The sequence below is a fragment of the Chitinophaga agrisoli genome (assembly GCF_008386695.1).
Classification (GTDB): Bacteria; Bacteroidota; Bacteroidia; order Chitinophagales; family Chitinophagaceae; genus Chitinophaga; species Chitinophaga agrisoli.
This window is the reverse complement of record NZ_VUOC01000004.1, coordinates 2432887-2454129: the sequence shown is the minus strand read 5'-3', so window position 1 is coordinate 2454129 and position 21243 is coordinate 2432887. Positions and strand designations below refer to the sequence as shown.

The following is a 21243-nucleotide window of genomic DNA, read 5'->3' as shown; positions in this document are numbered from 1 at the left end:
CCTAACTGTTTGCTGGAGAAGGGATTGGGTGGCTGTTTGGACACATAAACTGTTCATTTGGGAACAGGGACGTCCGTTTTTGAACAGGCGCCGGTCTATCTCTCTTCCGCCCATCATGCCGGGGCTTCGTTCCTCACTTTTATATCCCGGAAAAGGTGTAAGTTTAACATATTGCTGACCGCAATTTCAAAAATCGATAATGCAATGAAACCGGGGGCGGTGCACAAGTATTTTCCTGTAGTAGTACTGGCTATATTATTATTGGTGGCCTGGCGTTGGCAGTGGTGGAACCATGCGGGAACCTCCGCGCCGCCATCGCCGCAAAGCGGCCCGCCGGTGCCGGAAATGGTGGATGATATGCCGGAATTTGACCGCGCCGCACGCCTGGAATACACCATACATGCCCGCTGCCGCATGGATTGCCGGCACGTTACAGAAGGGGAGGTGCAGGAGATAATGGCCCAGGGCCGTATTGATCTTGCCAAATCCAACCTGCACGATCGTCCCTGTCCCACTTTTGCACTGGAAGGGTATTCCCATGAGGGGCAGCACCTCCGCGTTATTTTCGCTCCCTGCCGGGAGGTCACCCGGGTAGTGACCTGTATAGACCTGGACAAAAGATGGACCTGTAACTGCGATTAAACGCTGTTTTTCAATCCCTTCACTTTCGCCTGTTGTCAATTAACAATTAGTAAATTGATAATTACCTGATAGTTGCTTAATTTTCCGGTTTGGTGTTATTTAAATCTATTTATGAGCATATTGCTGAAACCGGTTAGAGTATTGTACGTAATATATGCGCTGTTATTATGGCTGGCTATTATGTTCCTCATCCTTCCACCTATTATCCTGGCTTCCCTGTTAGGAAGGATCCGGGGCGGGAATATCACTTTTTACTTCCTCCGGCTCTGGGCGGATCTCTGGTTTCCGATGGTAGGTATATGGGTGAGGAAAATAAGGGAGGATAATAATGAAAAAGGCACCTTCCTGTATGTGGTGAATCACCGTTCCTATCTCGATGCAGCTATTGCCGTAAAGGTGATGGGGCTTCCTTTCCGCCCCCTGGGCAAGATCGAAATGAAGAAGATCCCGTTCTTTGGGTTTATCTATCGCCAGTCCGTAGTACTGGTAGACAGGGCCAGCACTGCCGGCCGCGCCGCCAGCGTACGGGAAATGATGACGATGGTACGTAAGGGCATTTCCATCCTCATTTTCCCGGAGGGTACCACCAATGAAACCAACCAGCTGTTAACGCCTTTTCACAACGGCGCTTTCCGTATAGCTATAGAAACCCAAACACCGCTGAAGCCCGTGTTATACCTGGATAGCGGTATCCGGTTTTCCCATAAAAGGATGCTGGACCTGTCGCCTGGCCGTTGCCGGGTGCTGTTCCTTCCCTCTATCCCGGTGGCTGGTCTTACGATGGAAGATCTGCCAGCGCTGAAACAGCGTGTGTTCAGTGTCATGCATGCCGCGCTAAAGGAGCATTCCGAGTACCCGGACGTACCTGTGAAACAACAGGCAATCTAAACGTCCTTTCCGCATATTTCCTGCTAAAAGAAAGGATGGCCACCGCATAATGAAGTACGCAGACGTAATATTACCGCTTGCATTACCAAAGAACTATACGTATGCCGTACCCCCGGGTATGGAGGATACGATACAGGTAGGTAGCCGTGTGGCCGTACAACTGGGCCGCCAGAAGAAGTATGCCGGTATTGTGAAGGCTTTGCACGGCCAGGCCCCGCTGGATTATAAGACCAAGCCGCTGCTGGATCTGCTGGATAAAGACCCGGTCGTATACCCTGCACAGTTATCCTTCTGGCAATGGCTGGCAGCGTATTATATGTGCACGGAAGGGGAGGTGCTCAATGCAGCCCTGCCCGCCCACCTGAAGCTATCGAGCGAAACGATCCTGTTATATAATGAGGCCTTTGGCGATGATCTCACCAGCCTGGATGAGGATGAATATATGGTGGCGGAAGCCCTGCATATCCGTAAAGAGCTGCGTATAGGAGAGGTGCAGATGATCCTGGACAAAGCGGACGTATATACGACTATTAAACGCCTCATAGAAAAAAAGGTATGCCTGGTGCATGAAGAGCTGAAGGAAGCCTATCGCGAGAAGAAAGAGAATTATGTGCAGCTGCACCCTGTTTATGAACAGGAAGAAAAGCTGGCGGAACTGTTCAATGAAATGGGCCGTGCACCTAAACAGATGGAGCTGTTGCTGGCCTATCTGCATCTGCTCAAAACACAAGGCTCCGTGCTGCAAAGCGAGCTGCTGAAGAAATCCGGCGCCACTGCTGCCCAGTTAAAAGGCCTGGTGGACAAGAACATTGTGTGGATAGAAAAACGTGTAGTGGACCGTGTGCCCGGTGGCAAAGCGGAGGCGAATATAAATTTTACCCTTAGCCCCGCCCAGGAAATTGCGCTGCAAGGAGTGCGCGCCAGTTTTGAGCAGAAACCGGTCACCCTGCTGCACGGGGTTACTTCCAGCGGTAAAACCCAGGTGTATGTAAAACTGATAGAGGAATGTATTGCTACCGGCAAACAGGTGCTGTACCTGTTGCCGGAGATCGCCCTCACGGCGCAGATCATCCGCCGGCTGCAAAAACATTTTGGCAGCAAGATCGGCATCTATCATTCCCGTTTTAATAATAATGAAAGGGTAGAAATATGGAACAAAGTAAAGAGCGGGGAGCTGCAGATAGTACTGGGCGCCCGTTCCAGCCTGCTTTTACCCTTCCGCGATATTGGCCTTATTATCCTGGATGAGGAGCATGATGCCTCCTATAAACAACAGGACCCCGCACCCCGTTATCACGCACGGGATGCGGCCATTTATTACGCCAACCTGTTTGGAGCAAAGGTATTACTGGGCTCTGCCACCCCTTCCCTGGAATCGTATTTCAATGCGCAGCAGGGCAAGTATGGATTGGTTACCCTGGAGGAAAGGTTTGGCGGGATAGCCATGCCGGCCATTGAAATAGCAGATGTAAAGCAGCCTACGGCGGAAAAGCAGATGCTGCACAATTTTACGCCTATGCTGGTGGATGCGGTGAAGCAAACCCTGGAAGCGGGTAAACAGGTGATCCTGTTCCAGAACCGGCGGGGGTATGCGCCTTTCCTGCTTTGCAGCACCTGCGGGTGGATACCTAATTGTAAACAATGCGATGTGTCCCTGACCTGGCACCGCAATTCAGATAAACTGCATTGCCATTATTGCGGCACGCAGTATCCTTACCTTTTTACCTGCGCGGCCTGCGGCAGCCAAACACTGGTGCCTAAAAGCTTTGGTACGGAGAAAATAGAGGAGGACCTGCAGCAGGTATTCCCCGGCGCCCGGATAGCCCGTATGGATGTAGATGCGGTGCGGAATAAAGACAGCCATAACAAAATGATCCAGCAGCTGGAACAGCAGCGTATAGACATATTGGTAGGCACCCAGATGGTAGTGAAAGGGCTTGATTTTGAAAATGTGAACCTGGTGGGGATCTTAAGCGCAGACAGCCTGCTTAGCTACCCGGATTTTAGGGTGAATGAGCGTGCTTTTCAGCTGATGGAGCAGGTAAGCGGGCGCGCCGGCCGTAAACATGGTAAGGGGCAGGTGATCATACAAGCCAGCAATACCCGGCATCCGGTATTGCAGTATGTTACGCTGCACGATTATAAAGCGATGTACGAAGCAGAGATAGCGGAGCGGCAGCGCTTTGGATATCCGCCTTTTGTACGGCTGCTAAAGATCACCGTTAAACATAAGAAGCAGGTAATAGCGGAACAGGCGGCGCAGGTATTGGGAAACTGGCTGTATCCGCATCTGGGCCCGCAGCTGGTAGGACCGGCCGTTCCATTGGTGGGCCGCGTACGTAACAACTATCTCCAGGAAATGCTCATTAAATTACCCCGGGATACAAAGGTGATTGCCCAGACAAAACAGCTGCTCCGGGAACACTTTATTAAATTACAGGCAGAGAAAAAATTCCGTTCCGTTATTATAACGCCGGATGTGGACTGCGTTTGATTGATCCCACACATCTGCACATCTACAGCGGTTCCCCCGCCATTTCCTTAATAGCATCTGATTCATAGATATGCGTGCCAGCCTCCCCTTTAACTGCAGCCGCCACCATCGCCTTGGCTACCGTGGAGGCTTTAATACCACGATATTTTTTCCACCTGCCCTGCAGCAGAAAATAAAATACCTGAACAAGGAATTGGCCTACCAGTGATCCCAACCGTGGCTGGTCCCGTTTGCCCAGCAAGGCGGAAGGCCGTAGTATATGCAGGCTGTTGAACCCCAGCCGGATGATCGCCTGTTCTGTTTCTCCCTTGGTCCGCAGGTAAAAGAAACGGGAGTGCACATTGGCGCCCACAGAAGACATGAGCAGGAACTGGCCAAACCCCTGCCGTTTGGCCAGGGTAGCGCAGCGCACAGGGATATTAAAATCTACCTGCCGGAATTGTTCCTGGCTGCCGGCCTTACGCCGTGTAGTGCCTATACAGCAAAACAAAACATCGCCGTGTAATACTGCTGCCAGGTTGTTCTCATCCTCAAAATCTACGATAATGCTTTCCAGGCCAGCGCGTGGTTTCAGCGTGGGCTTCCGCAGCAATACCTTTACCTGGTCAAAGGCATTATTGTGCAGCAGCAGGTTTACCAGATTGCTGCCGGTAAGCCCGGTAGCGCCTATTACAACAGCTGTTCGAGGCATGTGTTTATAAGAGTTTAATTTATATTTGTTCTTTATCTCAGCGGGGCGGCCCTGGGGCTAACGTTTAATAGCTATCCGCTGTTCCTAAAGTTAAGTCAATTATGCAGGTATCTGAAAATGTTTCGCTTCGGCCCTATAATACTTTCGGCATGGATGTGCAGGCCCGTTATTTTGCTCCGTTCGCCAGTCTGCAGCAGCTGCAGGAGCTTACGCAGGATGCGCGCTGGCAGTCCCTTCCTGCCATGATCCTGGGCGGCGGCAGCAATATATTGTTCACCGGGGATTTTAACGGACTGGTGTTGAAGAACGAGCTGAAAGGCATTACGGTGCTGCGTGAAGATGATCAATACATTTATGTAAAAGCGGGGGCAGGGGAGAACTGGCACCAGTTTGTAATGGACTGTATAGCGCATAACCGGGCGGGGCTGGAAAACCTGTCGCTCATACCCGGTAACGTAGGCGCCAGCCCCATGCAGAATATTGGCGCTTACGGCGTGGAAATAAAAGACTATTTCCACGAGCTGGAAGCCTGGCACCTGCAGGATCATACGACCGTTACTTTTAATAATGAGGATTGTGCCTTTGGCTATCGCGAGAGCGTGTTTAAAAGGCAGTATAAAGGGCAGTTTGTGATCCTTTCTGTTACCTACCGCTTACGGAAAAAGCCTTTGTTTAATACCAGCTATGGCGCTATAGAAGAAGAGTTAAAGAAAATGGGCATACAGGAGCTTTCTATCAAGGCCGTCAGCCAGGCGGTGATCAATATCCGCAGCTCCAAGCTGCCGGACCCTGCGGAGATAGGCAATGCAGGCAGTTTTTTCAAAAACCCCACTATTACGGCGGCACAGTTTGAGACATTACATAGCCAGCATTCCAATATAGTGGCTTACCCGGTGGCGGGCGGGCACTACAAGCTGGCAGCCGGCTGGCTTATTGAGCAGTGCGGCTGGAAAGGCTACCGCAGTGGCGATGCCGGCGTACATGCCCGTCAATCCCTGGTGCTGGTGAATTATGGCCATGCCAGCGGCCAGGAAGTATACCAGCTTTCCCAGCAGGTACTGGATAGCGTGCACGAAAAATTTGGCGTGGAGCTGGAAAGGGAAGTGAATATAGTTTAAGCGGTTAGCTGTTCTTAATGTGCCGCACTATTTTCTCCGCATGATCCCTTGAGTTTTCAATGAACCATACATGGGTGTCCATTCCTCCGCACACTACGCCGGCCAGGTATAAGCGCGGCATATTTGTTTCCATGGTTTCCGGGTTATAGGTAGGATAACGTTTCTCATCCTGTGACAGGGTGATGCCTGCCTGCTCCAGGAAACTGAAATTTGGCTGGTAACCTGTCATGGCGATCACGTAATCATTTTGTACAGTCACTACGCCTTCAGGCGTAAGTATATCCACCTCGTCAGGGCGTATGGCCTGTATCACAGAATGGCAATGCGCCTTAATGGAGCCTTCCTTAATACGGTTCTCAATATCCGGTCTTACCCAATATTTTACCCGGCTGCCAATACCGCTTTCCCGGATTACCATCGTCACATCTGCACCTTTGCGCCAGGTTTCCAGGGCGGCATCCACGGCGGAGTTATGCGCCCCTACCACAATCACCCGCTGCATGGCGTAAAAGTGCGGGTCTTTATAATAGTGTCTTACTTTGGGCAGGTCTTCGCCTGGCACGTTCATCAGGTTGGGTATATCGTAAAAACCGGTAGCTATCACCACATGCCTGCCTGTATAGGTATGGCGGGAGGTCTGTACCGTGTAATGGTCGCCGTTGGGCGTTATACGCGTTACTTCCTCAAACAGCCGTACATCCAGGTGTTTGGAGGTGGCCACCCGGCGGTAATATTCCAGGGCTTCCGGCCGGGTAGGTTTTGCATTGATGGACATAAAAGGGATGCCCGCCACTTCCAGCCTGTCAGACGTGGAAAAGAACGTCATGTTCAGCGGATAGTTGTATAAAGAGTTCACCAGGCAGCCTTTCTCCAGTATAACATAGCTAAGCCCCGCCTGCTGCGCCGCCAGCCCGCAGGCAAGCCCTATAGGCCCCCCGCCAATGATCAGAATATCAAACGTTGTGTCCATGGGGTTAAAATTACGAAATGGCGGACGAGTTATCATACATTGCCGTCAACAACCGGTACATTGCCTTGTTCGCCTCCGTTGCCAGATCGCTTTGCGCCGCAATAGTCTCCGCGCTTTGCACATAGGGGGCCGGCGCCAGCTCATCATCGCCATGGTGCACCATGCCCAGTACATCTGCTTTCCGCACCTCCAGGTGAAACTGGAGCCCAATCACATGACCGCCGTATATATAGCCCTGGTTGGCACAAACGCCGGTAGCGGCAAAACTGGTAGCCTGTGCAGGCAGGTCAAAGGTATCCCCATGCCAATGGAATACCGGCAGCTCTGCCGGAAATACCTTGGCCAGGGAGGCCGCGGCGCCTTCCGTGGTAAACTGCACGGGAAACCAGCCTATCTCTTTTTGCGTATGGGGGTATACCCGCGCACCCAGCGCGCAGGCGATCAGCTGTGCGCCCAGGCAAATGCCCAGCACTTTCTTTTGCCGGCGTATGGCTTCTTCAATGTATACCAGTTCCACTGCCATCCAGGGATAACGTGCTGTTTCATACACGCCCATAGGCCCGCCCATCACGATCAGCCAGTCGATGGTATCCAGGTCTGGTAATACAACAAGGTCATGGAAGGTGGTCACGGTTACGGTATGGCCGTTCTCAGCAGCCCAATCGGCAATACAGCCCAGCCCTTCAAAGGGCACATGTTCAAGGTAATGTATACGTAGTGGTGTCATAGTCTTATTTTACAACGGCCATGGCTACGCGGTAAAACTCGTAGCCTTTCATTTTGTCTGCGCTGGTTCCGAAATACCGTTTCCGGTAATCTGTGGCGCCTTCATCAAACACCAGCGCCATGTTGTAGGTGGCCAGCAGCTCCGGTACCTGGGCGGGTACCAGCCCCACATTCCATGGTTCGCGGATCCGCTTCAGCATTTTGGCTACCCGTTTAGCGCCGTAAAACATGGCGGGATTGTCCAGCACGTGCCTGTCCACATAGTTAAAGATGATCCGCGTGCCGGCAGGGAAACCCTGGAAGTAGCGGAACATCTTATGTCCAGTTTCCATGGTCAGGTTATTGGTAGCGCCTTCCCAGATGAACAGCGTCTTGTACTGGCTGCCCAGCATGAGCGGCGTAATACAGTCCTCCGGCCGTTGCAGCCGGAAATCCATCTTCACATAATCCACATGGTTATATCCGTTTTTCTGCAGTTTTGAGAGCAGCGCCTGTTTATATTTCTGGGTTACCGGCCGGTCCACCTCTACAAAATGCACCCGTTCCCGCAATTGCAGCCGGTGTGCCCGCGTATCGAATCCGGCGCCCATGATGATCACCTGGTTGATACCTTGTTCCTGTATGGTCTTGGTGGTCATCACATCTATCAGCCGCGTTCTGGCCACCACTGCTGTAAGGGCGCCTGGCCAGAAGGTGTTAATATACGCCGGAACAAACCAATTAAAAAAGGGAAAGGCAGAAAGTGCGGCCCACATTTTTAAAACCGGGCTAAGGAAGGATATTGCATAGGGATCGTGAAACAACCGCACCCGTTTCGAGCGGGCGGATTCTATAGCACGGAAAAAAGCAATAAAAATGGTGGACTTGCTGGCATGACCCAGTTGCATATATAGGATTTTATTGAACAGGTGTTAATCCGCCAGGCTGGCCTCTATCCGGTTGATCTGCTGCAGGTGCCTTTCTGTATGGGAGATAACATAATGCGCCCATTCCAGCCGGGTCATATGGCCAAAAAGCGGGTGTTCTGCACCCCGGCATTCTTCATCAAGCGGCGCCTGCGCCAGGGCCGCTTTTATCAGGTTGCGGTTATGCCGGAAAGCCTGGCTAAAACCGGCTACATCTTTAAAAGCGCCCTCCATGGTGTCAGGATCCGGCACATACAGCAAGCGCTTGTCAAACTCAAGGAAGCTTTTATCTATCTGTGCTATCTTGCTGTCCGGTTCTCTGCCTTCCACTGGCCTGGAAGGATGCTGCAAGGTTTTAGCTACCTGCTGCTCTGTTATCAACAAGTGTTCCGCACATTCCATTATGCTCCACTCCGTGCGCGCATTTTTCTGCTGCAGCTTATCCGCAGGGATGGTGTCCAGTATGTCCAGGAAAAGCCGGCTATTATTGTCCAGATCCTCCTGCAGTTGATGGATATCCGGTATCATACACTTCAGGTTTTGCTTTTACTACTGCTACTGCTACGCGGTACCATTCATAGCCCTTCATCTTATCTGCCCGTGGTCCAAAGAAACGCCGCCTGTATTCATCTGTACCTATGTCTTCCAGTAGCTCCATATTGTAACTGGTGAGGAAGCTGCGGATGTCTGCGGGGGAGATGCCCAGGCTCCAGAAATCATTGCTCTTCCTCAAGAGCCGCGTCATACTGGTAGCTCCAATAAATATGCCCGGATTCTCCAGCACTCCCTTGTCCACATAGGTAAAGATCAGCCGTGTGCCCGCGGGGAACCCTTGCAGGTAGCGGAACATGCGCATGCCGGTGGTGCCGGTGAGGGAATTGGTGACGCTTTCCCAGATGAAGAGCGTCCGGTAGTGCGGACGCAGCAATAATTCAGGGATCACCTCGTCCGGCAGCTGCAGGCGCAGGTCCATGGGTATGTAATCAATCGGTTTGACCGGTAGCTGCGGTAATGCGGCCAGTATGTCTTTTTTGATCTTTTGTATGTACGGATGATCCACCTCCACAAACTGTACACTTTCCTCCCGCTGCAAGCGGTGCGCACGGCAATCAAACTCAGCGCCAAGTATGACCACCTGGTTCACTGCATGATCACGTATCGTATTTACCGTTAGCTCATCTATTAAACGGGTGCGTGCAGCCCCGGAAGTGAGTGTGCCAGGATACAATTTTTCGATGTACCAATAAGCAAAACGATGAAACAAAGGCAACCGGTGCAGCCATATCACCAACCGCAGTGAGGGAGTGAGGAAAGCTGTTGCGTACGGATCATGGAACAGGCGCTTATCAATAGGACTGTTAGATGCGATCGCACGGTTAAATGCCTTATAAACGGCCATTTTACTGGCATCTGCCGGGTGCATAAAGAGGCGTTTTTGTACTACTTGCTACACGATGTCCGGTGTGTTTTGGGAAAGGGAACAATTACCTGATGCTGCCTGCCGTACTACCTGTAAACAACTGATGGTTCCGGGACAGCTTTTTTGCGTTGTTTGTAAAAATAAGATAATGGTGGATTAAATATTGGATTTATCCATATTTTTATTTTGATAATCACACTTTTGTGTACGCGTGTGTATGTAGCAGCCCTTCCACGGAAAAGTGCCTATGCTATGTCTGAACCCGTAAATGAATATCTTTAATGACCACTTAAGATGGAGACCCGTTCTGCATGAGATTACTATCAGCCAAAGTCATGATGATGTTCCTGCTGTTTATGGGAGGTATATGCCGGCAATCCGCAAAAGCCCAGGATACCTTACATAAGCAGGAGCTACAGGCTGTAACGGTAAATGGCGTAAAGCCATATATCGTCATGCGGACAGACAAGATCATCCTTAATGTGGCGGAAAGCCCCATAGCCGCCGGTGGCGACGCCCTCCAGGTACTCTCACATGCGCCCGGCGTAATAGACCAGGGTAACGGTAATTTTGAACTGCGTGGTAAAAGGGTAGCTGTGCTGATAGATGGCCAGGATAGCCGCCTCTCCGGGGAAGCGCTGAAGGACTGGCTGGCCGCTATGCCAGCCAACAGCATAGACAAAATAGAGCTGATCAGCAACCCGCCCGCCCGTTATGATGCCCGTGGCGCCGCCGTTATCAACATTATCAGCACCCGCAACAGGAACTTTGGCGCCAATGGAACCGTTAACGCGGGCATAGGCGCCGGTCAGTATACCCGTTACAATGCCGGTATGGGGCTTAATTACCGGAATGAACGGGTAAACGTATACGGTAATTACGACTATAGCTATAATAAACAGTACTACCGGGAACAATCGGTCCGCCAGCTGAATAATAACCGCAATATTGCAGAAAGCAGCTGGGAAACCCGGGAGCGCAACAACCATTCTTTCAAAGCCGGGGCAGACTATGATATCAATGCCCGCAGCGCTGCCGGCATTGTACTGAAAGGACTGCTCAATTACCGGTACCGCAAGGTGGATACCCGCTCCGTTATGGATCGCCACCCGCAGACGGTGGATTCCTTCTCTACGGTCAATACTACCGGCGATCTGCTGCTGTTTAACCCTTCCATAAACGCCTACTACCGGCTGGACCTGGATACCACAGGTAAACAGCTGACCGTAAATGCAGACTATTTCCACTATGATAAATCGTGGAATGACGATTACATCACCAACTTTTACGAACCACATGGCAGCAAACTGCGGGAGCCTTACCTGTTGCAGGATAATTCCCCGGCAGATAATATGATCAGCTCCGTAGCGGCGGATTATACCCAGCCGCTCTGGAAAGGTAAGCTGGAGGCGGGCGTTAAGGCTACCATCACTACCACGGACAATGATATACAATGGCGGCAGCAACGGGAAAAACAGTGGGTGATAGATAGCGGTAAGACCAATCACTTCGTATACCGGGAGAATATTTATGCGGCATACGCCAACTATAGCCGTACCCTGGGCAAGTTTGACCTGCAGGCCGGCCTGCGGGCAGAACATACGCATATGGAAGGGGAATCGCTTACGCTGAATAAGATCAACACACGGGACCAGCTGGATCTTTTTCCCAGCTTTGTGGCCATGTACAACCAGTCTGCCAAACATCACTATGGCTTTTCTTACCGCAAAAGCATAGAACGGTTCAGCTTTAATATTGTGAACCCCTTTGTTACCTATGTAAGCCAATACTTCTATTACCAGGGCAATCCCAATATACGCCCCTCCATCGGGCATGCTTTTGAACTGTCTTACACGTATAATGATGAGCTGTTCACTACGCTCAGCTATCAGCGGTATTCCCGGGTGCTTACGGATATCTACCGGCAGGATACGGGGAATGTGGTGATCAGCACTTATGTGAACCTGCGCAGCGCGTACGCGGTAAATGCCAGTATCATACACACTAAAAGTGTAATAAAGGATGTGTGGAACATGACCAGCACTGTTATGGCCACCTATGCCAAATATATTGAGCGGGGACCTTACCGGCTTACCAATGCCAGCGTAGGGATGTATGCGAATGTCAGCAACAGTATCATGATAGGAAAAGGGCTTACGGCGGAGTTGTCCGCTACTTATACCTCGCCCATGGCGTATGGCGTATATAAGATGAAGGCCCGTTATTATATTGACGCCGGCATTGCAAAGAATATCCTGCATAATGCCGGCCGGGTTTCCCTTAATGTAACAGACATCTTCAATACCTATACTAATAAATATGATATCTCTTCCTTTGGCGTGATCTCCTCTTTTAATGATAAGGAAGAATCCCGTTTTGTGAAGCTGGCGTTTTCCTATAAGTTTGGCAACCAGCGCGTAAAAGCGGCCGGTAACCGGAAAACCGGTATAGAGAAGGAACGCGCGCGTATGGAAGGCAACTGATGCGGAAAATTTTATTAATTTCCGTGTATGCGTTTACCCATTCTAACCCTTTTCCTGGGAGCCCTGTTATTTGCTACAGCCTGTGTTCATCAGCCCAAACCAGCTACCCCTGCGGGTAATTACCTGAATGACCTGGTGCTGTATGAACAAATACTCCGCGCCACTCATGCCGGTTTATATAACTATCACAGCAAAGCCCAGGTAGATAGCATCTTTGACCATTACAATATACTGGTGGGGAAGGAAACGCTTGACCGCATAACATTCTATAAATACGTTTGTACCATTACCGCCTGGATAGGCAGCCTGCATGATGATGTATTCCTGCCGGATGAGGTAAGGGACAGCATACGCCGGCAAAAAGGCTTTTTCCCTTATCCGGTCAGGATAGTGCATGACAGCCTGGTCATCAACATAGACCACCAGATCATTCCCGCAGGCGCGGGTATCGTTTCCATCAATGGCCACACGGCGGCGGAGCTCATAACATCGTTAGGGCGCTACTATACCACAGATGGTTATAATACCACCGGCAAAAAGCCAGGTATAGACCATTATTTTAGCTGGTACTATGCGCTGGAATACGGCACACAGGCGGCTTTTAAGGTCAGATACAAACCGTATGGCAGCGTGGAGGAACTTGAGGAGACCGTGCAGCCGGTTACGTATGCAACGGCCATGGCACAATATAAACAGCGCCATTCCCTGCCCCTGGATACGCTGCAGGACGATGATTACCATTTTCAATGGGCCAACGCGGGCAAAACGGCCGTGCTTACGGTCAATACTTTTGGCCTGGGCAATGCGGAATCGGGTTCGCATAAGGCCTATAGCCGGTTCCTGGATTCCGTTTTCAGGCTATTGGAAACCAGGCATACGCAAAGCCTGGTGGTAGACGTCCGCAGGAACGGCGGGGGCGATGATCCCAATGACCTGCTTAGTTTTTCTTACCTGGCTTACCAGCCCTTTAAGGAGAACAAGGAGGCTTATACCATTTTTCAACGCCTGCCTTTTAAACAATACTACCTGGCAGAAGATTCCTCAGACATACCTGACCTGGAATCCAATTTCCTGGAGGAGCATAGCCAGCTGGCGGATGGTAAATATTACCAGCAGCCTTCCTTTAATCCGGCCTGGCAGCCTGATAAACATGCATTCCGTGGAAAGGCATACCTGCTGGTGGGGCCACGCGTGGCCTCTGCTGCTTCGCTCTTTGCCAGCATGGTGCGTAGCGAGGGAAAGGTCACCGTCATAGGAGAAGAGACCATGGGCGGCTATTATGGGCATACCGGCCATAACAGCGTATTGTACCAGCTGCCGGATTCACGTATTGCATTTCAATTATCTGTAGTGAACGTAAAACAGTACGTGCAGCCCCGCGCAGATATTCCACCTGGCCGGGGTATTATGCCGGATATAGATGAGCAGCAGGATGTAAGGGACTTTATCGATAACAGGGACCGTGTGCTGGAACATGCCCTTGGTTTAGCGGCAGGTCTTACGCCATAAAAAAAGGGACATCCCTTACGGAATGCCCCTACACACTATAGTAGTACTTAATCTTACATAAAATGATACCGTACGAACGCCTCCATGGCGGCATACTTCTGCAGGCCTAACTTGTCGTACAGCTCTGCGGTATTGGCGTTCCGGTCTTCCGCCCGCTGCCAGAACTCGCGCGCATCCGTACCCTGGAAAGGTACTACGTCTTTCTGGCTCTGGTGGATGAAGATACCTAAACGTTTCTGTATTACCTGGTCAGGGCTCATGGGCACTGCCATCTCAATTTCATGGATCTCCCATTCCTGCCATGCGCCTTTGTACAGCCATACCCAGCAATCTTTCATGAAGTCTTCATGCTTCAGTCTTTCCAGGGCGGCGAAGATGATATCCAGGCACACCTTGTGGGTGCCATGCGGATCTGCCAGGTCGCCGGCGCAGAAGATCTGGTGCGGTTTTACCTGGCGTATCAGGTCTACCGTCAGCTGTATGTCTTCTTCACCCATTGGTTTTTTCTCTACCAGCCCGGTTTCATAGAAAGGCAGGTTCTGGAAGTGGATATTCTCTTCCTTAATGCCTACGTAGCGGCAGGTAGCGCGCGCTTCGCCACGGCGGATCAGGCCTTTGATGGCGCGTATTTCCTGCGTATCCTTCTGGCTGGGCTTTTTGATCTTCAGGAACGCTTTGGCCTCGTCCAGGATCTGGGAGCTTTTGCTTCTGTCAATGTCGAACATGCCTTCAAAACCTACGGCAAAGTCAATATAGCGCAGCACAAACTCGTCCGTTACGGCAATATTGCCGGAGGTCTGGTAAGCTACATGCACATCATGGCCCTGCTCATGCAGGCGGATGAAGGTACCGCCCATGGAGATGATATCATCATCCGGGTGGGGGGAGAAGATCATCACGCGTTTGGTGGCGGGCTCAGAACGCTCGGGGTGTTTGGGTACCGGCATGCCGGGTTTACCGCCGGGCCAGCCGGTAATGGTATCGCGTATGCCGTTAAACTCCTCAATGTTCAATTCATATGCGGAACCGTATTGTACGATCAGGTCATTCAGACCGTTCTCATTGTAATCCTTATCTGTGAGCATCAGGATGGGCTTATCCAGCTTCATCGCCAGGCCGGTAACGGCTTTGCGGCGCAGGCCGGGCGTCCATTCGCAGTCGCCGGTAAGCCAGGGCTCCTTAAAACGGGTGAGCTCCTGGGCAGCCTGCTCGTCAATCACAAAGCGGCAGTTAGGATGCTGCTGCAGCAGGGATGCCGGCACCTGGTCTGTGCTGTGCCCTTCTACCGCACGGCGTACGATCTTGGCTTTATGCGTACCCCAGGCCATCAGCAGGATGCGTTTGGCTTTGAGGATAGTGCCAATACCCATGGTGATGGCTAGGCGCGGCACCTGGCTCATATTAGGGAACTCATATGCATTTGCCAGGCGGGTTACGTTATCCAGCGTTACCAGGCGGGTATGGGAGTTTACATGGGCGCCGGGCTCGTTAAAACCAATATGCCCGTTGTTACCAATGCCCAGTACCTGCAGGTCTACGCCGCCGGCCGCTTCTATCCGGCGCTCGTATTCTTCCGCGTATGCTTTCATTTTTTCACGGGGCAGGGTGCCATCCGGGATAAAATAATTGCTTTCCGGTATATCAATGTGGTTAAATAACTGCTCTTTCATGAACCGGTTGTAACTCTGCAACGCGTCCGGCTCTATCGGGTAGTATTCGTCCAGGTTGAAAGTTACCACGTTCTTAAAGCTAAGGCCTTCCTCCCGGTGCAGGCGCACCAGCTCTGCATACAGGTACTTGGGAGTGGAGCCGGTAGCCAGCCCCAGCACACAGGTTTCCCCGGCGGCCTCTTTGGTTTTGATAAGTGTGGCAATTTCCTGTGCTACCGCGCGGGATCCTTCCTTAGCCGTGGGATGGATATCCACAGCTATCTGTTCAAAACTGTCAATCAGTTCGATCTCCTGATGATTAAGCGTCATATGAAAAAATTTGGATTAGAGGCGTTTTAAAAGCGAGCCGGAAAATTAAAGAAAAATGTGCTAATGTGCTAATATGCTGCTATGCTAATTGAAAAATTGCATTGATTTTTTAGATAATATCTATGCATTGAATATATTTTTCCTGCTTATCCGCAGTACTTCCCATCAACACAGCAGCATACCAGCACATGGGCACATTAATTAATTATTACTTCATCCACAAACAACCACGCCAGGCTGCCGGCTCCCTGCGCGCCCGCAGGTATTTTGCCCACGTTCTGCGCAGTTACCTTTACATAGCGGCCTTTTATATTTTGTAAGGAGGCGCGCACCTGGTTAATACCTGGCTGGTTAAAGGTGTTTTGTTTGTATACCTCCTTAAAATGCTGCCCGTCCTCAGAAACCAGGAAATGCAGGTCCTTTGGGGGAAAGATGCCCGGATCTTTTGCATTCAGGATGTTCACGCCTATGGTATGGATGTCCTGCACGCTGTCCAGGTCCACGATGGCCTCGAAGTTAGCGCCGCTGTATCCAAACCACTGGTTATCGTTATACTCCTTTACGCCCTCAATACCGTTCACCAGTCCAAAGGGGCTGCCGGGATTATAGTTGGCATGCGGCGGTTGTGCCAGCGTTACTTTTTTGCCCAGGGCTTTATGGAAAATGAATGCCTGCGTATACTCGCTGCCGTAAGCTTTGCCGTCCAGGAATACGGCTGCCCGCACAGTTTCTGCTTTATCCACGGGGATAGGGGCAGTGTACGGGGTGGACTGTGGGGTAGGGTTGCTGCCGTCTACCGTGTAGAACAGCTGCCCGCCATCCAGTTTGCTGGAGAGTGTTACCACCACGCCTTTGGCGCTGCTGTCTGCTGAACCTCGGATCTCAAATACATGTTTTGCATAGTTCACCTGCTTCAGATCCAGACGGTGCAGGTGCACTTTCAACCTTTCTACAAAATCGTCGTAATTGCGTTTCTCCTTCGGGCTCCATACCACTTCCGCCATAGCGGTAGCGCGGGGGTATACCATGTATTCCACATGGGATGCGTTGGGCATATACTCACTCCATACATTGGCCTGTGCGCCTTTGATGTAGCGGGCTTCTTCCGGGCTTAGCTCCTTAGGTATGGGCTCGTAGCTGTATACTTCGCTTACCGGGGTATACCCGCCAATAGCCACGGGTTCGCTTTTGCTTTTGGATTGATAGTGGTCAAAATACACATAGTTGCCTGGCGTCATGATCACATCATGATGTTGTTTGGCCGCAGCCACACCGCCTTCTTCGCCTCTCCAGCTCATTACGGTAGCATCCGGCGCAAGGCCGCCTTCCAGGATCTCGTCCCAGCCTATGATACGGCGTCCTTTGCTATTAATGTATTTTTCCATGCGCTGTATAAAGTAGCTCTGGAGGGCATGTACATCCTTCAGACCCTCTTCCTTCATGCGGCGCTGGCATTTGGGGCATTTTTCCCAGCGTGTTTTAGGCGCTTCGTCGCCGCCAATGTGGATGTATTTGCCGGGGAATAACGCTATCACCTCGTCCAGCACATCCTGCAGGAACAGGAAGGTGCTGTCGTTACCGGCGCAAAAGATATCGTCATACACGCCCCAGCGGGTGCCTACTTCATAGGGGCCGCCAGTGCAACCCAGGTTAGGGAAGGCGGTTAATGCAGCCAGGGCATGGCCCGGCATCTCTATCTCGGGGATCACGGTCACGTGGCGCTCCGCAGCATATTTCAGCACATCTTTTACTTCTTCCTGCGTATAAAAACCGCCATAAGGTTTACCGTCATATTTCTGATCGCTGTAATGCCCCGCCATAGTTTCCTTACGCTTGGAGCCTACTTCTGTGAGGCGCGGGTATTTCTTGATCTCTATACGCCAGCCCTGGTCGTCCGTGAGGTGCCAGTGAAAGGTGTTGAACTTGTGCATGGCCAGCAGGTCTATATACTTCTTCACAAAATCCGTGGAGAAGAAGTGGCGGCACACATCCAGGTGCAGCCCGCGGTAGGCGAAACGGGGATAATCCGTGATTGCTGCGCCGGGGATCCAGAGGGAGTTGCCTTTCTCTACGGGCAGCAGCTGTATCAGCGTTTGTATACCGTAAAAGGTACCGTTGCCGTCGTTGCCGTTAATGTCGATCCGGTCTTTGTTTACTTTTAATGTGTACCCTTCCGCATGCGCGCTGCTGTCTGTAGCGGTATGCAGGACAATCGCGTTTTTATCGCCTTTGTCCGCAATGGTCAGCGCATAACCCGTAAGCTGCTGCAGCCAGGTATTGAACAGGTCTGCATCCTGCTTTTCCTCAGGCGTAGTGGCTACTAATACTGTTTGTTTATCCAGTAAAAAGGAGTCTGGTGTTTCTTTCACATCCACCGGGATAGGTATGATGCTGACCTTACCTTTGGGAGCTGCATCCCTTTGCGCGGTGTTACAGGCAGCCAGGCTTGCCAGGGCGAATGCTATAACGCAGGGTAATAACGCCCGTTTACGGTTTATTGCTCTGTACATAAAAGTAATTTCGTCAAATAAAGACAGAAGATATGAAATAAGCAAACAACTTTTAACAGTGGCTGCTTGTTAACCGCCACCGTCCGTAGTCGTTTATAAGGTACGCAGGTACTATTCACTATAGGCATAATTGTGCATCAGTGGTTCAGTACCTCTATCTCGCATACCACCGGCCGGTGGTCAGACGCTACGGTTTCCTGTATCACCCGCGGAGCTATTACGTTCCAGCGGTGTTTAGGATACAGCAGTATGTAGTCCAGTTTTACCGTAGGCGTATCTGCAGGATAGGTCGGCCCGGCGCTCTGGGTGGCGTCTGCAAACAGTTGTTTGAGCAGGGAGGTCTCTTTGGCTACCGGCGCCGCATTGAGATCGCCGGCCAGTATGACCAGCGTTTTGGCTGCAGAGAAGTGCTGCACCAGGGCATTGGCCTGGTTAATGCGTTCTGCCGGCTCATTGCCGGCGTCCAGGTGCGTGCTTACAAATTGCAGGAGGCTGTCGCCGGGGAGCCGTATGGTGGCAATACCGGCTACACGTGGCTCCTGTCCGTTGCTGCCGGGCAGGGCGATACGTTCGCCATGTACAATGGGCAAGCGGGAAAGGATGCCAGTGCCATAGGCGCCGCCATCATAATCCATGCTTTTGGCAAAATAGGTGTACATACCGGTAAGGGACGCCAGCTCTTTGAGCTGATCAGCACCCTGGGAACGGGCAGTGGCGCTGTCCATTTCCTGCAGGGCTACCAGGTCTGCGTTGGTGGCCAGTATAACGTTGGCAATGCCCTGCAGGTCAAGTGTGCCCTGCATATTCTGGCCGTGATGAATGTTGTAGGTAAGCACTTTCAGGTTTTGCGCAGGTAGTAGTAACGGCCAGCTGCTGCAAGCAAGTGCTAACGAAATAAGGAAATGTTTCATAGTATGAAGGATGAAGACTGAGATATGAAATACGCCGTACTTCATACATCAGTATCCACCTGACTGATGTCTTACATTGTTCATTGCTGCGCCGCCCCTTGCTGCGCTTTGTTGGCCTCTTCCAGGATCAGCTTCACCTCGCTGGCCTGCGTAAGGGATATTTCATATTCCTTTACGCCTGGCGCGCCGCCCATGCTTACATTAGGATTGCGATACAACATACCGCCCTCCACATAAGCCCTGGCAGTAGTATGATATTCCACGGCCCCGGTTTCCTTTACAAGGGTGGCAATATTATGTGATCTTACCCCGGAGCCTGCCATGATGATAATACGCCCCTCTGCTGCCTGCACCAGTGTTTTTAGCAGCGGAATGCCTTCCACCGCGGTATTGCGCTGCCCGGAGGTGAGGATCCGTTCGCAGCCAATATCTATGATATCGGCTAATGCCTGCATAGGATCTGCGGTCATATCAAAAGCCCGGTGAAAGGTTACGCCCATGGGCCAGGCCAGCTCTGTCAGTATACGGCACCGTTCTTTGTCCACGCGCCCATCTGCTGTCAATATGCCTATCACCACGCCATCGCAGCCTAATTGCTTGCAGAGGGTAATATCCCGCTTCATTACTTCAAATTCCAGGCCATCGTACAGAAAATCACCACCCCTGGGCCGTATGATGGGGTAGAGGGCCAGCTGTACTTTTTCCCTGGCCATAGCGATGGCGCCATAGCTTGGCGTAGTACCGCCTTCTAACAGGTTATCACACAGCTCTATCCGTTGCGCGCCCCCTTCCTGGGCGGCTATACAGGAGGCAACGGAAGTGGCGCATATTTCTAAGGTGATCATGAATAATAGCTTTTAGCCTGCTGTTGGCCGTTGTTTAGTCGTTTGTAACGGGTGCAGGTACCATTGCCGCGACAAACGATAACAGCTGCTTAAAAATAGTGTTTACCGTTAATGAGCTCATTTTTGGTATCGCTGGTGCATACGGCATAGCTAAATCCTTGTTGCAGGCAATAAGCGCCGTATTCCCCTTTTTTATTCAGGGCCAGGAAACCTACCTGGATCTCTTTAGCTTTTTGCGGGCTTTTCTTTACGATACGTGTTACGGCTTCCTTACAGGCTGCCTCCGGCGTATAACCCTGGCGCATTAATTCCACCACCAGGTGGCTGCCCACAATACGGATCACTTCTTCGCCTACGCCGGTAGAGGTAGCGCCGCCTACTTCATTATCCACATACAGGCCTGCGCCTATGATAGGGGAGTCGCCTACGCGGCCGCGCATCTTAAATGCCATACCGCTGGTCGTACAGGCGCCGGACAGGTTGCCGTTGGCGTCCATGGCCAGCATACCAATGGTATCGTGGTTGTATACGTTGCCTGGTAACTGCAGCGGGCTAAATGCCGTAGCGCCGTTACTGTTATAGGTTTTGTTCTCTATGTTCATCATCGGCTTATATTCCGATTTTTTCAGCCATTCCTTCCATGCTTTTTCAGACTCAGGGGTTAGCAGGTTCTCTTTCTTAAAACCGCTGGCCAGCGCAAACTGCAGGGCTCCTTCGCCTACGAGCATTACATGCGGCGTTTTCTCCATCACGGCGCGTGCAACGGATATAGCATGTATTACATGCTCCAGCGCCGCTACGGATCCACAGTTCCCCAGCTCGTCCATAATGCAGGCATCCAGGGTAACATGGCCGTCCCGGTCAGGAAAACCGCCATAACCCACGGTCTGGATCTTAGGATCTGCTTCCGGCACTTTTACCCCGGCCTCTACCGCATCCAGCGCCCGGCCCCCTTGTTTCAGTACTTCCCAGGCGGCTTTGTTGGCGGGCAAACCAAAATCCCAGGTGGATATTACGATGGGCTGGCCTTTTACCACCCTGCCGGCTGCGGTTACCGGTGTTGCTTTCACGCCTTCAAAAGAGAAAGCAGCGGCGCCAAGGGCCGCTGCTTTTAAAAAGTTTCTACGATCTTGCATATAACCGATCAATATT

The 21243-nt window shown here is 51.5% G+C and carries 17 protein-coding genes; 6 read left to right on the top strand and 11 right to left on the bottom strand.

Annotated features, from left to right (window positions below):
• The first annotated feature begins 204 nt into the window (after positions 1 to 204).
• From F0L74_RS28795 to priA, 3 genes are all read left to right on the top strand, one after another.
• A complete protein-coding gene (locus F0L74_RS28795; protein WP_149841347.1) occupies positions 205 to 642 on the top strand; it encodes a DUF4258 domain-containing protein in 438 nt (145 codons plus the stop codon).
• Positions 643 to 753: 111 nt separating this feature from the next.
• Positions 754 to 1530 carry a lysophospholipid acyltransferase family protein gene (locus tag F0L74_RS28790; protein ID WP_149841346.1) on the top strand — a complete coding sequence of 259 codons (777 nt, stop codon included), beginning with the start codon at positions 754 to 756 and terminating at the stop codon, positions 1528 to 1530.
• Between the two features lie 49 nt (positions 1531 to 1579).
• Positions 1580 to 4024 (top strand): replication restart helicase PriA, encoded by a 2445-nt coding sequence (gene priA / locus F0L74_RS28785; protein WP_149841345.1) that lies wholly within the window; start codon positions 1580 to 1582, stop codon positions 4022 to 4024.
• A 22-nt stretch (positions 4025 to 4046) separates the two neighbouring features.
• Here the strand turns inward: priA and F0L74_RS28780 are convergent, their stop codons facing one another.
• Positions 4047 to 4715: an NAD(P)H-binding protein gene (locus F0L74_RS28780; RefSeq protein WP_149841344.1), complete on the bottom strand. Its 669-nt coding sequence runs from the start codon at positions 4713 to 4715 to the stop codon at positions 4047 to 4049.
• Positions 4716 to 4816: 101 nt separating this feature from the next.
• Here F0L74_RS28780 and murB point away from each other — a divergent pair, with 101 nt between their 5' ends.
• Positions 4817 to 5833 (top strand): UDP-N-acetylmuramate dehydrogenase, encoded by a 1017-nt coding sequence (murB, locus tag F0L74_RS28775; protein WP_149841343.1) that lies wholly within the window; start codon positions 4817 to 4819, stop codon positions 5831 to 5833.
• 4 nt (positions 5834 to 5837) lie between these two features.
• On the opposite strand, the gene F0L74_RS28770 is transcribed toward murB, so the two are convergent.
• The 5 genes from F0L74_RS28770 to F0L74_RS28750 are packed head-to-tail and all read right to left on the bottom strand — an operon-like array spanning position 5838 to position 9857.
• On the bottom strand, positions 5838 to 6803 hold the full coding sequence (locus F0L74_RS28770; RefSeq protein ID WP_149841342.1) for a YpdA family putative bacillithiol disulfide reductase: 966 nt from the start codon (positions 6801 to 6803) through the stop codon (positions 5838 to 5840).
• Positions 6804 to 6813: 10 nt separating this feature from the next.
• The gene (locus tag F0L74_RS28765) at positions 6814 to 7530 is read right to left on the bottom strand and encodes a glutamine amidotransferase-related protein (RefSeq protein ID WP_149841341.1); all 717 of its coding nucleotides are present in this window, start codon (positions 7528 to 7530) and stop codon (positions 6814 to 6816) included.
• 4 nt (positions 7531 to 7534) lie between these two features.
• Complete coding sequence (locus tag F0L74_RS28760) at positions 7535 to 8416, bottom strand: class I SAM-dependent methyltransferase (RefSeq protein ID WP_149841340.1); 882 nt, start codon at positions 8414 to 8416, stop codon at positions 7535 to 7537.
• A 24-nt stretch (positions 8417 to 8440) separates the two neighbouring features.
• Entirely contained in the window at positions 8441 to 8962 is a 522-nt protein-coding gene (locus tag F0L74_RS28755) for a DinB family protein (protein ID WP_149841339.1), read from the bottom strand.
• Positions 8919 to 9857 (bottom strand): class I SAM-dependent methyltransferase, encoded by a 939-nt coding sequence (locus F0L74_RS28750; protein ID WP_149841338.1) that lies wholly within the window; start codon positions 9855 to 9857, stop codon positions 8919 to 8921. The genes F0L74_RS28755 and F0L74_RS28750 overlap by 44 nt, the downstream gene beginning before the upstream one ends.
• Positions 9858 to 10165: 308 nt before the next feature.
• Here F0L74_RS28750 and F0L74_RS28745 point away from each other — a divergent pair, with 308 nt between their 5' ends.
• Positions 10166 to 12337 carry an outer membrane beta-barrel family protein gene (locus tag F0L74_RS28745; protein WP_149841337.1) on the top strand — a complete coding sequence of 724 codons (2172 nt, stop codon included), beginning with the start codon at positions 10166 to 10168 and terminating at the stop codon, positions 12335 to 12337.
• A gap of 27 nt (positions 12338 to 12364) precedes the next feature.
• Complete coding sequence (locus F0L74_RS28740) at positions 12365 to 13846, top strand: S41 family peptidase (RefSeq protein ID WP_149841336.1); 1482 nt, start codon at positions 12365 to 12367, stop codon at positions 13844 to 13846.
• 53 nt (positions 13847 to 13899) lie between these two features.
• On the opposite strand, the gene nagB is transcribed toward F0L74_RS28740, so the two are convergent.
• From nagB to F0L74_RS28715, 5 genes are all read right to left on the bottom strand, one after another.
• The gene (gene nagB / locus F0L74_RS28735; RefSeq protein ID WP_149841335.1) at positions 13900 to 15825 is read right to left on the bottom strand and encodes a glucosamine-6-phosphate deaminase; all 1926 of its coding nucleotides are present in this window, start codon (positions 15823 to 15825) and stop codon (positions 13900 to 13902) included.
• A 197-nt stretch (positions 15826 to 16022) separates the two neighbouring features.
• Complete coding sequence (locus F0L74_RS28730) at positions 16023 to 18335, bottom strand: glycoside hydrolase family 20 protein (RefSeq protein WP_149841334.1); 2313 nt, start codon at positions 18333 to 18335, stop codon at positions 16023 to 16025.
• Positions 18336 to 18472: 137 nt separating this feature from the next.
• Entirely contained in the window at positions 18473 to 19246 is a 774-nt protein-coding gene (locus F0L74_RS28725) for an endonuclease/exonuclease/phosphatase family protein (RefSeq protein ID WP_188316213.1), read from the bottom strand.
• 80 nt (positions 19247 to 19326) lie between these two features.
• Complete coding sequence (locus tag F0L74_RS28720) at positions 19327 to 20091, bottom strand: copper homeostasis protein CutC (RefSeq protein WP_149841332.1); 765 nt, start codon at positions 20089 to 20091, stop codon at positions 19327 to 19329.
• A gap of 89 nt (positions 20092 to 20180) precedes the next feature.
• The gene (locus tag F0L74_RS28715; protein WP_149841331.1) at positions 20181 to 21227 is read right to left on the bottom strand and encodes a glycosylasparaginase; all 1047 of its coding nucleotides are present in this window, start codon (positions 21225 to 21227) and stop codon (positions 20181 to 20183) included.
• Positions 21228 to 21243 lie beyond the last annotated feature (16 nt).